Consider the following 12,410-nt stretch of genomic DNA (forward strand, 5'->3'; position numbering starts at 1 on the left):
CCCCTCGCGCCGGAGGCGTGTCAGGGCAGCAACCGCCGTCCCAGCCGCCGCGCGGCGAACCACAGCCCGGCGGCGGACATGACCGCCAGGTAGGCGGCGTGCCCCCACAGCGGGCCGCCGCCGCCCAGCACCAGGCCCCGCACCAGTTCCACCCCGTGGTACAGCGGGGTGAGCGTCACCAGCGTCGCGAACACCGGCGGGTAGTCGGCCACGGGGGAGAACGCGCCGGAGAACAGGAACAGGGTGAACTGCACCACGGCGATCAGGTCGAAGTCCTGCCAGCCGCGCAGCAGCGTGGAGACGGCCAGCCCGGCGGCGGCGAACGCGACGCCGACGAGCACGGCGCCGGGCAGCGCGGCGGCGGCCGCGGCCGGGCCGCACAGTCCCAGCGCGACCATCACCACCAGGAACATCACCGTGTAGAACGCGCCCCGGGTCACCGCCCACAGCAGTTCGCCCAAGGCGACCTCCATCGGCCGGACCGGGGTGGCCAGCACCGCCTCCAGCGTCTTGGCGTAGCGCATCTTGAAGAAGAAGTTGTACGTCGTCTCCGACAGCGCCCCGGACATGGCGGCCACCGCGACCATCGCGGGGGCCACGTAGGCCGCGTAGTCCACGGTGCGGCCGTCGCCCATCGGCATGCCGCCGACCAGCGCGCCGACGCCCACCCCGATGGACAGCAGGTACAGCAGCGGCTCGAAGAACCCCGATACCACCACCAGCCAGTAGTAGGGGCCCGAGCGCAGCGCGCCGACGTTGCGCGCCAGCACGGCCCCGACGCGGCGGTGCGACGGCCATGCCATCCGGGCGGCCCGGGCCGCCCGTGCGGTCAGCATCGTGGTGAGCATCAGCGGCTCCGGTCCCCCCTCTGATCGACTGGTCGCCCCTCTGGTCGCGCCTCTAGTCGCACAGCCGCCGCCCGAAAGCGCGCACGGCCAGGTACGTCCCGGCCGCGGCCAGCGCCGCCAGGTAGGCGACGTGGACGGCGGCGGGCCACGGCGGCGACCCGCCGAGCGTCGCCGCGCGGCACAGTTCCACCGCGTGCCACAGCGGTGAGAGGTAGGCCAGCGGTACGGCCGCCGCCGGGAGCCGGTCCACCGGGAAGAACACGCCGGAGAACAGCGTCATCGGGAGCATCCCGAACCGGAACACCAACGCGAAGTACTGCTCGTGGCCGATCGTCGCGGCCAGGGCCGTCACCGGCGCGGCGACCGCCACGGTCAGCAGCGCGCACACCAGCGGGGTGATCGCCGCCCACGGGGAGCGCAGCGCCCCGAACAGCGCGGCCACGGCCAGGAACGCCGGCACGGCGAGCCCGGCGCGGATGAGCAGGTAGGCCAGCCAGCCGCGGACCATGTCGCCGGGCTCGACGGGGGTGGCGCGCATCGCGTGGTAGGACCGCACCCTGTTGAAGTCGCCGAACACCGGGTAGGTCGACTCGCTGACGGCGATCTGGAAGGCCGCGGAGGCCAGCACACCGGGCACGATCCAGTCCAGGTAGGGCACGCCGTCCAGCGCGGGCACGTAGCGGCCCACGCCCAGGCCGAACCCGGCCAGGAACAGCACCGGCAGCATGAACATCGAGAACGCCGAGGCCCGCCACACCCGCCGGTAGACGGTCAGGTTGCGTTCCAGGACCGCCAGCGTCCGCAGCCGCGCGCTCACCGTCACGGGCACGGGCCGCGCGGCGGGCGTCCCCGCGCCCGCGTCCCGTTCCCCGGGCGAAGCCCGGGCGGTCTGCTCCGGTGTCATCAGTCGACCAGCGTCCGGCCGGTCAGATGCAGGAAGACGTCCTCCAGGGTGGAGCGGCGGATCAGCACCCCGGCCGCGGCCAGGCCGCGCCGGTGGACCTCGGCGGCGGCGGCGTCGCCGTCGGCGGTGTAGACCAGCAGCCGGTCGGGCAGCTCGTCGACGCGTTCGCCGATCCCGGCCAGCCGGTCGGCGGCGTCGGCGGGGCGGGTCTCGCCGAAGCGCAACTCGACGACCTCGGGGGTGCTGTGGGCGGCGATCAGCTCGCGGGGGGAGCCCTCGGCGACGATGCGCCCGCCGTCCATGACGACCAGCCGGTCGCAGAGCTGCTCGGCCTCGTCCATGTAGTGGGTGGTCAGCACCAGGGTCGCGCCGCGGCGTTTGAGCCGGGTCAGCCGTTCCCACACCAGGTGCCTGGCCTGGGGGTCCAGGCCGGTGGTCGGTTCGTCCAGCAGCACCAGGTCGGGGTCGTTGACCAGGGCGCGGGCGATGGTCAGGCGGCGTTTCATGCCGCCGGACAGCGGTTCGACCTCGCTGCGGGCGCGTTCGGACAGCTGGACGAACTCCAGCAGCTCATCGGCGCGGCGGCGGGCCTCGGCGCGGGGCAGCCCGAAGTAGCGGGCGTAGCCGGTCAGGTTCTCCCGCACGGTCAGCTCGGGGTCCAGGTTGTCCAGTTGCGGGCACACGCCCAGGCGGGCGCGGATGGCGCTGCCGTCCACGGCGGGGTCCATGCCCAGGATGCGCAGCCGCCCGGCGGTCGGCATGGACACGCAGCCGATCATCCGCATCGTGGAGGACTTCCCCGCGCCGTTGGGGCCCAGGAACCCGAACGCCTCGCCGCGCGGCACCGACAGGTCGATGCCGTCCACGGCGGTGAAGCCGCCGAAACGCTTCACCAGCCCTTCGGCGTGGATGAGCGGGCCTTCGGGCGGATTCGGCATGGTCAACGACCCTAACGGGCGGGCCCCGCCGGGGCGCAACAGGTTTTCCACACCACGCCCCGGCTTATTCAGCGTTGACTTATATAAGTGATTGCCGACACAATGACGGGGTGCACGCCTTCGACGTCCTGGGAGACCCGGTCCGCCGCAGGATACTGGAACTCCTGGCCGGCGGTGAGCAGCCCGCGGGCGAGGTCAGCGCCGTCATCCAGCGGGAATTCGGCATCTCCCAGCCCGGCGTGTCCCAGCACCTGCGGGTCCTGCGCGAGCACGGCTTCGCCACCGTCCGCGCCCAGGGCACCCGCCGCCTGTACGCGGTCGACCCCACCGGCCTGCGCGAGGCCGACACCTGGCTGGAGGACTTCCGCCGCTTCTGGGCGCCCCGGCTGGACGCACTGGCCACCGAGGTCGCCCGAGGCAAACGCGAGCGCCGCCTGCACGGGGCCCCGCCCGCCCCCTGACCCGCCTCAGCCCCTCAGCCCCGGTCGCGGTCGCGGTCGCGCAGCAGCGGATGCGAACGCATCGCCACCTCCAGCTCGCCGGGCAGCTCGTCGCGGTAACGCCCCAGCGTGGACAGGTCGCCATGGCCCAGCACCCGCCGCACCGCGTCCATGTCCACCGCGTCGGCCAGCAGGTGCGTGGCCGTGGTATGCCGCAGCCCGTGCGGGGTCACCGTACGGCGGTGCGCCGGATCGACCCGCCGCTGCACCCGGTCGATCACCCCCTGCACGTCGCCGCGCGCCAGCCGCCTGCCCCGCCACGACAGCAGCAGCGCCTCACCGGCGGCGACGGCCGGGCCGCCGCCGCGCCGCTCACCGGCCAGGTAGGCGTCCAGCACCAGCGCCACGTCGCCGGGCAGCGGCACGTCGCGGGTCCGCCCGCCCTTGCCGAAGATCCGCCAGTACCGCACGCCGTCGTTGGTGTAAAAGTCCTCCACGTTGGCCCGCACCAGTTCCGACACCCTGGGCCCGACGGTGGCCAGCAGCAGCACCACCAGCGCGTCGCGGACCTCGGTCCGCTGGTCGCGCCGCGCGGCGGCGCCGTCGCGGGCGGCGCGCTCACCGGCCGGGCCGCCGCCGTCCTCGCCGAGCCGCCTGGCCGCCCCGATCAGCCCGGTGGCCTGCTCCCTGGTCAGCGCCCGCCGCTCGGCGCGCAGCCCGCCCCGCTCCCGCGCGCTCACCGTGGCCGCCGTCATCGGATCGACCTGCACCCACCCCGCCAGGACCGCGTGCTTGAACATCGCCGACACCGAACGCCGGAACCGCGCCTGGGAGGACGCGCTCTGCGCCGGCCCCTGCGGGGCCGCCCGCCCCTCCGGGACGGCGCGCCGCCCGTCCGGCTTTCGCGCGAAGGCCAGCAGCACCGCGTCCACGTCGGCGCCGTCCAGGTCGTCCAGCACCCGCCCGCCGCCCGCCAGGTCGGCGAACGTGGCCACGTCACGCGCGTAGACCTCGGCGGTCGCCGGCGACAGCCCGCCGGTGAGCGTGCGCGCGCGCACCAGCTCCACGTAGCGGTCGCCCGCCTCCTGCACGGTCAGGCGGTTCAGCGCAGCGGGCCGCATGGATCCCCCACGACTCCTCTCCGGCGACTGACCGCCAACCTACCGACAGTCACCGCCACGGCGCGAACGGCGGGGGAGCGGCCCCCTACGATCGAAACCGGCCCGGGACCGGATCGGGACCGGCGGCGAACACGAAAGCGGGCACACATGGGCACCACGCACGACTACCACGTGACGGTCACCTGGACCGGGAACCTGGGCACAGGGACGAGTTCCTACCGGGACTACTCCCGCGACGCGCAGATCACCGCCGACGGGCCGCCGCCGATCCCGGCGTCCTCCCATCCGGCGGCGCGCGGCAACCCGGCCCGCTGGAATCCCGAGCAGCAGCTCACCGCCGCCCTGTCGCAGTGCCACATGCTGTGGTACCTGCATCTGTGCGCGGTGGACGGCGTCGTGGTCACCGCCTACGCCGACGACGCCCTCGGCGTCATGTCCGAGGACGCCGGCGGCGGGCGCTTCACCGAGGTCGTGCTGCGGCCCCGCGTCACCGTCGCCTCGCCCGGCATGACGGACAAGGCCGCCGCCCTGCACGCCCCGGCCGCCGAGCGGTGCTACATCGCCAACTCGGTGAACTTCCCCGTCCGCCACGAACCGGTCGTCCACGTCGCGACCGGCTGACCCTCAGCTCGCGACCGGCTGCCCCCCTGGAGCGGCACCGCCGCCGCGTCGCCGAGGCCCTCGCCGACGACCCGGCCCCCCGCACCACCTGACGGACAGCCCCGCTACGACGCCCCCAGCAGCAGCGACCGGGTACGCGCCGGAGCCGACGCGGGCAACGAAGCGAGGATCCCCGCCAGCGTCACCGACGCCAGACTGCTCCGCCACGCCTCATGCGCCTCGGCCATCCTCACCGCCAGCACACACGGGCTCAGACACTCCCCGGCGGGCAACGCCCCCCGCCCCCGCCGCCGGATCTCCCGGCACTCATACGGCGAGGCCACCCCGTCCGCCGCCTCCACGATCAGCAGCAACGTGATCTCCTCCGCCGGGCGGGCCAGCCGGAACCCGCCCCGCGGCCCCGTCGACGCGCTCAGCACCCCCGCCCGCACCAGCACCTGCAACCGCTTGGCCAGCGACGCCACCGGCAGATCGAAATACCGCGCGAGCTGCTCCGCCGACGCCGAGGAACCAGGATCCAACTGCGCCAGCGACGCGGCGCAATGCAACAACCACTCGGTACTCACAGGCAGCTTCACATCCCCGACACTATCCGGGACATTCCGGATGTGTATAGTCCGAGATACATTCCGACCAAGGGAAACGGACGGGGAAACACCATGCGGATCGCCGTCGCCGGCGCCACCGGCAACATCGGAGCCCTCACCACCACCGCACTACGCGACAACGGACACGAAGTCGTACCCATCAGCCGCACACTCGGCGTCGACCTCACCACGGGGGAGGGCCTCGACAACGCCCTCACCGGAGTCCAGGCCGTCATAGACACCACCAACTCCGCCGCCACCGACCCCGGCGAGGCCATCGCCTACTTCGGCACCACCACCGGCAACCTCCTCACCGCCGGGCGGCGAGCCGGAGTCCGCCACCACGTCCTGCTCTCCATCGCCGGCGTCCACCGCGTCGAAGGCAACGCCCACTACGCCGGCAAACGCCACCAGGAACAACTCGTCACCGACGGCCCCATCCCATGGACCATCGTCCCCGCCACCCAGTTCCACGACTTCGCCGCCATGGTCGCCTCCTGGACCGAACACGACGGCGCCGCCCCCATCGCCCCACTCCTCATCCAGCCCATCGCCCCCGCCGACGTCGCCGCTATACTCGCCGAAATCGCCACCGGCGACCCCCAGAGCCGCCACCCCGACATCGCCGGCCCCGACACCCAGGACCTCGTCGACATGGCCCGCCGCACCAACGACGCCCGCGGCCACACCGTCAAACTCATCCCCACCTGGTCCGGCCTGTTCGGCCCCGAGATGGCCGGCGATGTCCTCCTCCCCGGCGACGACGCCCGTATCGCCCCGACCACCTTCGAAGCCTGGCTCACCACCCAGCACCCCTGACCCACGCCCGGCGAGCGGGGGAGCGGCGGCACCCGCAGCGGGGCCGCGCGGCAGGGGAGCGGCCCCGCCGGAGAGGGCCGAATGCGGTGATGTCACCGCACGCGGGACGGCCGGAGCGCCCGGCCGGCGAGCGCCGTGACCTGCGCGTATCCGCCGCGCCCGCCGTCCGGGCGCGCGCCGCCCACCGCCCTCCGGGCAGCACTAGCGATACCAGACAGAATCCACCTTCTGTCTGGTATCGCCAAGAATGGGGTGATTTGCCGGGTCACTCCGCGTCCCGTTCATGCTGGATCGACTGCACGAACACCGCCGCCTCCGCGTACCCCATGCCCGTTTCACCCCGGACCAGGAACATCGCCTGCTCGATGCGCCCGGCCGCCTTCAGCTCACGCACGCGTTCGGCCAGCGTGTGGACCTGCGGCCCGGGCGGTCGTTGAGCTCCCGGGCCTGTTCCTGGATCTCGCGCGGGATCGGCGGCAGCACGCCCAAGCGGCCGGCCCGCGGGCTTCGGGGTGTACGAGGTCGCCGCACCGATGGCGGCCACGCCGATCCCGATGAGGACGACGGTGGCGATGACGGAGAACTCGACCAGCTCGCACGGCATCGTACGCCGACCGCGCCCGCCGGGACGATAAGCACTGTTCGCCCCCCTTTCCGCAATGCTCGATAATGAACATTATGTCAAGTAGCGCGAATCCGGCCCCTCCCTCACCCAGCCAGATGATCGAACAACGCCACCCACTGATCCGGGTGAACGTAGGCGACGATCGCGTCCCGCTCCACGCCCGCGTGCCGCAGCGCCGCGTCCACCCGGCGCGGCGGAAGAGCCCGCCGCAACGAGGCCCGCAGCGACCCGCCGACACCGCTGAACCCGAGTTCGACGAGTTCGCGGTACTCGCCCAGCGCGTCCGGCGGCAGCAGATCGGCCGGGCGGCGGCGGATGTGCAGGATGGCCGAATCGACCGAGGGCACCGGGTCGAACCCGCGCCGGTCGATGCGCCCGGCCAGGTGCCAGGTGTGGCGGGGCCAGGAGGCGACCGTCGTCTTGCTCCACCGCCCGTAGTCGCCGGTGCGTTTGCGCGCGTACTCCAGCTGGGTGACCAGGGTGGCGCAGGTCAGACGAGGCGCGCGCAGGCACCAGGCGACGATGGCGGTGGTGGCCGAGTAGGGAATGTTGCCCACGACGGCGAACGGCCGGGCGGGCGGCCTGGCCTCGGTGAAGTCGCCGGCCACGACGGTGATGCGGTCGTCCCCGCCGGTACGGCGGGCCAGGCGGCGCGCCAGCGCGGGGTCGAGTTCGTAGGCGATGACGGGTCCGTGCCCGGCAAGGGCGAAGGTGAGGGCCCCCTCCCCCGGGCCGGGTTCGAGGATGAGGCCGCCGGGCCGCAGCCGGGCGGCCCGCAGGATGCGGCCGACCTCGCGGCGGTCGGTGAGGAAGTTCTGCGACAGCGTCCGCCGCCTGTTGCCACGACCGCCGTCGCGGTCACGGTTGGGGCGGTTGGTGCTGGTTCGGGTACGTGCGGTGGGTCGCGCCACGGGTGGATCGCCTTTTCGGGTCCGAGAGACGGGATTCGGGTCTCGGTGGGCCCAGGGCGCGCGATCGGGGACGGCGACGGCCGTGACGTGCGGGGGCTCGGGTCAGCTCACGCGCCACCGCAGGTCACGGTGCGCGTGGAGGTGGACCGGTGCCGGTGTCCGCGCGGCCACGCGTGAGCACGGCACACGTGGAAGACGTGTGCGGGCACGCGTGGAGAGGCGCCGGGAAAAGCAGCGCTCGGGAAGACGGGGCGTCGCGTCCTAGCGGGCCAGGGCCCGGGCGACGCGTGGCCGGATGACCATGTGCGTCGCCAGGATGGCGCCGCTGGTCACCGCGCAGGGTGCGGACATGCGGCCCACGTTAGCGAGGGCCGGACGCGAGGGCAATCGGTTTTCCGCGGGGCCGGGTCAGGCGGCGTCGCGGCGGCCGCACAGTGCGGCGAGGCCGTCGAGGGAGATGCCGAGGGCGGTGGCCAGGGCGGCGACGGTGAAGAAGGCGGGGGTGGGGATGCGCCCGGTCTCGATCTTGCGGAGGGTTTCGGCGGACAGGCCCGCTGCGGCGGCGACGGTGGTGATGCTGCGGGTGCCGCGGGCTTGGCGGAGCAGGGCGCCGAGCTGGCGGCCGCGGTCGCGTTCGGGTTCGGTGAGCGGGTTGCGGACCATGGGTGGATCCTACACTGTGATAGAAATACCGGTATAAGTATTGGAAAGCCGGAGGTAGCAGGACATGGTGGAGATAAAGACGAACGGCGAAATCGACGCGATGCGCGAAGCCGGACGCGTCGTGGCCCGCGCCCTGGCCGCCGCCCGCTCACTCGCGGCCCCCGGCGTCCGCCTGTCCGAACTCGACGACGCCGCCCACACCGTCATCCGCGAATCCGGCGCCACCCCCGCGTTCCTCGGCTACCGGCCGCACTTCGCCCCCACCCCCTTCCCCGGCGTCATCTGCGCCTCGGTCAACCACGTCATCGTGCACGGCATCCCCGGAAAGCAACGCCTGCGCGAAGGCGACCTGCTGGGCATCGACTGCGGCGCCCACCTCGACGGCTGGACCGGCGACTCCGCCATCACCATCACCGTCGGCTCCGCCCCCGGCTCCCCCACCGACACCGCCGTCATCGCCGCCGCCGAAGACGCCCTGCGCGCCGCCACCAAGGCCATGGTCCCCGGCGGACGGCTCGGCGACATCGGCCACGCCGTGCAGCGGACCGCCGCCGCGGGCGGCTACGAGATGCTGGAGGATTTCGGCGGGCACGGCATCGGCCGCCGTATGCACGAAGACCCGAACGTCCCCAACCGGGGGCGCCCCGGCCGGGGAATGACACTCCGGCACGGCCTGGTCCTGGCCATCGAACCCATGTTCATCGCCGGCGGCGACGGCCGCCAGTACACCGCCTCCGACGGATGGTCACTGTGCGCGGCGCCCGGCGCCCGCGCGGTGCACGTCGAGCACACCGTGGCCGTCACCGACGACGGGCCGAGAGTGCTCACCCTGCCATGACCGGCGGGCCGAGACGAGCGGCTGTCAGGCGACGCGGCGGACCGGCTGACGCAGGATCGTGCGCAGCGCGTCCTGCGGCGTCCGCACAGGGTCGGTCAGATAGATCTCATGGTGCGTGCCCGCGTGGACCAGGCCGTTCGCGGCCATGAACTCCCCCATCCGGGCCAGCGACGCCGCCTCGTCGGCGAACGAACCGTGGTGGGTCATCTGCACGCAGCTTCCCTCGGTGAACGTGACGAACTGGACGCGATCCACCGTCGCACCCGACGGACGGGCCGCCTCACGGGCACGGTCGGCGTCCTGCGGGGGAAACCCGGCGGGCAGGCGCAGGAACAGGTGCCAGTGCCACTCCTCGCGGGGCACGGTCAGCGGCGGCCGGTCGTCCTCCACCCACCAGCGGCCCTCCAGCGCGGCGGGCGGCCGCCCGGTGGCGGCGGCCACGCCGTACAGGGCGCGCACGCACTGCTGGTACTCGGGGCCGCCGGGTGCGCCGCGCCCGGTGACGCAAAGGCCGCTCACCGGGCCGAACTCGGCGAGTTCCGGCTGGTCGGCGGCCGTGTACCAGCCGTCCGTGGCATTCTCCAAGGGGTTTGCGGCATTCATCACGTGTCCTCCAGTTCGATCATTATGCGGGTGATGAGACGGCCGGGCTCGGTGACCGCCGGGTCCGACAGATAGACCTCCCTGACCGGGCCGGTCCCCTGATGCCCACGGGTGGCGCACCAGGCGAACAAGGCGTGCGCGGTCAGCGAGACATGCTGGTAAGGGCCGATGTGAGTGGCACAGGCGAACACCCCGCCGGGCAGGACGCCAGGTTCGGTGCGCGGCGGCGGCTCGCCGTCCCAGCTCTCCGGCCGGGCCAGCGTGATCGGGACGCTCTCACCGATGTCGGCGGGGAACAACCCGGTCAGCGGCCCGGCGGGCGGCGGCATACCGGGAGGCACCAGAGTGGCCACCAGCTCGGTGGTGACCTTCCCGATGTCCTCGGGCCGGGGCGCGACACCCCGGGCGAGCCAGACCCGCTGCGGCGGTTCGGTGACGGTGACGACGTCGGCGGCGGGCAGCCCCTCCGACAGGACACGGCGCAGCGTGGCCAGGGTGCGCCGGCGGCGGTCGAGTTCGGCCTCCAGATCGGCGCCGACACGGGACAGGACCTCACCGGCGCGTTCCCCGCCGGACAGCACGGGGCCGATCGCGGCCAGCGGCACGTCCAGCGACCGCAACAGCCCGATGGCCAAGGCGTCACGGGCCTGGTCGGCGCGGTAGTAGCGGTAGCCGGTGTCGGGGTCGATCCACGCGGGTAGCAGCAGGCCCGTCTCGGCGTAGTGGCGCAGCCGTTTGACGCTGAGACGGGTCAGCCGGGCGAACCGCCCGATGGGCAGCAGGTCCTCGTTCACACAGTCCAGCATGGGGTCTGCCCCCATGGGAGAGTCCAGCCGGGCCCGCCCAGGTGGTCCAGGTCACACGGGTACGACGACGGCCGGCCGCCGGGGCCGATCCTCGCACCGGGAGGGGCCCCGCTCCCCCGGGTGCGTGCGCGGCCGGCCCGGCGGCCTGCGGGCCAGGTCCCCGCTTCATGGCTGCGACCGCCCGAACCCGTGTGCCGCCTACCCGATCAGCGGCGCCAAAGCGTGCGGGCGGTGATCACAGGATGGCGGCCGGGGTGTAGGCGGCCGCGGCGGGATGGCGGGCGGTGATCTCCTCCACGCGGGTGACGACGTCGGTGACCTGCCCGCCGGCGGCGCCGGTGAAGGACAGCGCGTCCGACAGCAGGTCGCCAAGGCCCGCCTCGTCCAGCGGGAACCGCTCGTCCGCGCCGAGACGCGCCAGCAGCGTGTTGCTCCCCCCGTGGGTGCGCATCGACAGCGCCGCCGCGACCGCGTGTTCCTTGATCAGCTCGTGGGCGGCCTCGCGGCCGAGCCCGGCCCGGACCGCCGCCATCAGCATCTTGGTGGTGGCCAGGAACGGCAGGTAGCGGCGCAGTTCGGCGTCGATGACGGCGGGGAACGCGCCGAACTCGGCCAGCACGGTCAGCGTCGTCTCGGCCAGGCCGTCGAAGGCGAAGAACGCGTCGGGCAGCGCCACCCGGCGCACCACCGAGCACGACACGTCGCCTTCGTTCCACTGCCCGCCGGCCAGTTCGCCGGTCATCGAGGCGTATCCGCGCAGGATCACCGCCAGGCCGCCGATCCGCTCGCATGAGCGGGTGTTCATCTTGTGCGGCATGGCCGAGGATCCGACCTGCCCCTCCTTGAAGCCCTCGGTGACCATTTCCTGGCCTGCCATCAGGCGGACGCCCAGAGCCAGGTTCGACGGCGCGGCGGCCAGTTGCACCAGCGTGGTGAGGACCTCGAAGTCCAGCGACCGGGGGTAGACCTGGCCGACGCTGCCCAGGCGGCGGGTGAACCCAAGGTGGGCGGCGACGCGGTCCTCCAGTTCGGCCAGGCGGGCGGTGTCGCCGCCGAGGAGGTCGAGCATGTCCTGGGCCGTGCCGACCGGGCCTTTGACGCCGCGCAGCGGGTAGCGTTCGATCAGCGACTCCAGGCGGGCGTAGGCGGCCAGGAGTTCCTCGGCGACGGTGGCGAAGCGTTTGCCCAGTGTGGTGGCCTGGGCGGGCACGTTGTGCGAACGGCCGGCCATGACGGTGCCGGTGTGTCCGGCGGCCAGCGCGGCCAGGCGGGCCAGGATTGCCACGCACCGGTCGCGGACCACCAGCAGGCTGTCGCGGATCTGCAGTTGCTCGACGTTCTCGGTGAGGTCGCGGGACGTCATGCCCTTGTGCACGTGTTCGTGCCCGGCCAGGGCGTTGAACTCCTCGATGCGGGCCTTGACGTCGTGGCGGGTGATCCGTTCGCGGGCGGCGATGGAGTCCTCGTCGACGATCTCGACGGCCTTCTCGTAGTCCTCGACGGCGGCCTGCGGTACGGCGACGCCCAGGTCGGCCTGGGCTTTGAGGACCGCCAGCCACAGCCGGCGCTCGGCGATCACCTTGTGCCGGGGGGACCAGATGCGGGTCAGGTCGGCCGAGGCGTAGCGGGCGGCCAGGACGTTGGGAATGTGCGGCTTGTCGGTCACATCTGCGCAGTTTATCGGCG

At 73.2% G+C, this 12,410-nt stretch carries 15 protein-coding genes; 4 read left to right on the forward strand and 11 right to left on the reverse strand.

Annotated elements, in window-relative coordinates; genetic code table 11:
* Positions 1-20 precede the first annotated feature (20 nt).
* Genes P3X83_RS29205 through P3X83_RS29215 form a run of 3 tightly spaced genes read right to left on the reverse strand, consistent with a single transcriptional unit; the run spans position 21 to position 2,690 of the window.
* Positions 21-848, reverse strand: a complete 828-nt coding sequence (locus P3X83_RS29205) for an ABC transporter permease (RefSeq protein WP_277308475.1) — start codon at positions 846-848, stop codon at positions 21-23.
* Positions 849-900: 52 nt separating this feature from the next.
* A complete protein-coding gene (locus P3X83_RS29210) occupies positions 901-1,752 on the reverse strand; it encodes an ABC transporter permease (protein WP_277308476.1) in 852 nt (283 codons plus the stop codon).
* The gene (locus P3X83_RS29215) at positions 1,752-2,690 is read right to left on the reverse strand and encodes an ABC transporter ATP-binding protein (RefSeq protein WP_277308478.1); all 939 of its coding nucleotides are present in this window, start codon (positions 2,688-2,690) and stop codon (positions 1,752-1,754) included. Before P3X83_RS29215 ends, P3X83_RS29210 begins: the two co-directional genes overlap by 1 nt.
* 110 nt (positions 2,691-2,800) lie before the next feature.
* Here P3X83_RS29215 and P3X83_RS29220 point away from each other — a divergent pair, with 110 nt between their 5' ends.
* On the forward strand, positions 2,801-3,151 hold the full coding sequence (locus tag P3X83_RS29220; protein WP_277308479.1) for a metalloregulator ArsR/SmtB family transcription factor: 351 nt from the start codon (positions 2,801-2,803) through the stop codon (positions 3,149-3,151).
* 14 nt (positions 3,152-3,165) lie between these two features.
* Here the strand turns inward: P3X83_RS29220 and P3X83_RS29225 are convergent, their stop codons facing one another.
* Positions 3,166-4,251, reverse strand: coding sequence for a tyrosine-type recombinase/integrase (locus tag P3X83_RS29225; protein WP_277308480.1), 1,086 nt, complete (start codon positions 4,249-4,251; stop codon positions 3,166-3,168).
* 147 nt (positions 4,252-4,398) lie between these two features.
* On the opposite strand from P3X83_RS29225, the gene P3X83_RS29230 reads away from it, so the two are divergent.
* On the forward strand, positions 4,399-4,872 hold the full coding sequence (locus tag P3X83_RS29230) for an OsmC family protein (protein WP_277308481.1): 474 nt from the start codon (positions 4,399-4,401) through the stop codon (positions 4,870-4,872).
* Positions 4,873-4,976: 104 nt separating this feature from the next.
* Here the strand turns inward: P3X83_RS29230 and P3X83_RS29235 are convergent, their stop codons facing one another.
* Complete coding sequence (locus tag P3X83_RS29235) at positions 4,977-5,450, reverse strand: Rrf2 family transcriptional regulator (protein ID WP_277308482.1); 474 nt, start codon at positions 5,448-5,450, stop codon at positions 4,977-4,979.
* 81 nt (positions 5,451-5,531) lie between these two features.
* On the opposite strand from P3X83_RS29235, the gene P3X83_RS29240 reads away from it, so the two are divergent.
* Entirely contained in the window at positions 5,532-6,278 is a 747-nt protein-coding gene (locus P3X83_RS29240; protein WP_277308483.1) for an NAD(P)H-binding protein, read from the forward strand.
* A 265-nt stretch (positions 6,279-6,543) separates the two neighbouring features.
* Here P3X83_RS29240 and P3X83_RS29245 read toward each other — a convergent pair whose 3' ends face one another.
* The 3 genes from P3X83_RS29245 to P3X83_RS29255 all read right to left on the reverse strand — a co-directional run bounded on the left by P3X83_RS29245 (position 6,544) and on the right by P3X83_RS29255 (position 8,477).
* Positions 6,544-6,882: a hypothetical protein gene (locus tag P3X83_RS29245; protein ID WP_277308484.1), complete on the reverse strand. Its 339-nt coding sequence runs from the start codon at positions 6,880-6,882 to the stop codon at positions 6,544-6,546.
* A 104-nt stretch (positions 6,883-6,986) separates the two neighbouring features.
* The gene (erm, locus tag P3X83_RS29250; RefSeq protein WP_277308485.1) at positions 6,987-7,814 is read right to left on the reverse strand and encodes an ErmE/ErmH/ErmO/ErmR family 23S rRNA (adenine(2058)-N(6))-methyltransferase; all 828 of its coding nucleotides are present in this window, start codon (positions 7,812-7,814) and stop codon (positions 6,987-6,989) included.
* 408 nt (positions 7,815-8,222) lie between these two features.
* Positions 8,223-8,477 carry a helix-turn-helix transcriptional regulator gene (locus P3X83_RS29255; protein WP_277308486.1) on the reverse strand — a complete coding sequence of 85 codons (255 nt, stop codon included), beginning with the start codon at positions 8,475-8,477 and terminating at the stop codon, positions 8,223-8,225.
* 64 nt (positions 8,478-8,541) lie between these two features.
* Between P3X83_RS29255 and map the strand changes: the two genes are divergently transcribed.
* Positions 8,542-9,315 (forward strand): type I methionyl aminopeptidase, encoded by a 774-nt coding sequence (gene map, locus P3X83_RS29260; RefSeq protein WP_277308487.1) that lies wholly within the window; start codon positions 8,542-8,544, stop codon positions 9,313-9,315.
* A 24-nt stretch (positions 9,316-9,339) separates the two neighbouring features.
* On the opposite strand, the gene P3X83_RS29265 is transcribed toward map, so the two are convergent.
* The 3 genes from P3X83_RS29265 to purB all read right to left on the reverse strand — a co-directional run bounded on the left by P3X83_RS29265 (position 9,340) and on the right by purB (position 12,390).
* On the reverse strand, positions 9,340-9,918 hold the full coding sequence (locus P3X83_RS29265; RefSeq protein WP_277308488.1) for a GyrI-like domain-containing protein: 579 nt from the start codon (positions 9,916-9,918) through the stop codon (positions 9,340-9,342).
* Positions 9,918-10,712, reverse strand: a complete 795-nt coding sequence (locus tag P3X83_RS29270; RefSeq protein ID WP_277308489.1) for a GyrI-like domain-containing protein — start codon at positions 10,710-10,712, stop codon at positions 9,918-9,920. The genes P3X83_RS29265 and P3X83_RS29270 overlap by 1 nt, the downstream gene beginning before the upstream one ends.
* 247 nt (positions 10,713-10,959) lie before the next feature.
* On the reverse strand, positions 10,960-12,390 hold the full coding sequence (gene purB, locus P3X83_RS29275) for an adenylosuccinate lyase (RefSeq protein ID WP_277308490.1): 1,431 nt from the start codon (positions 12,388-12,390) through the stop codon (positions 10,960-10,962).
* Positions 12,391-12,410 lie beyond the last annotated feature (20 nt).

This window comes from Spongiactinospora sp. TRM90649, assembly GCF_029382225.1.
In the GTDB taxonomy this organism is placed as follows: domain Bacteria; phylum Actinomycetota; class Actinomycetes; order Streptosporangiales; family Streptosporangiaceae; genus Spongiactinospora.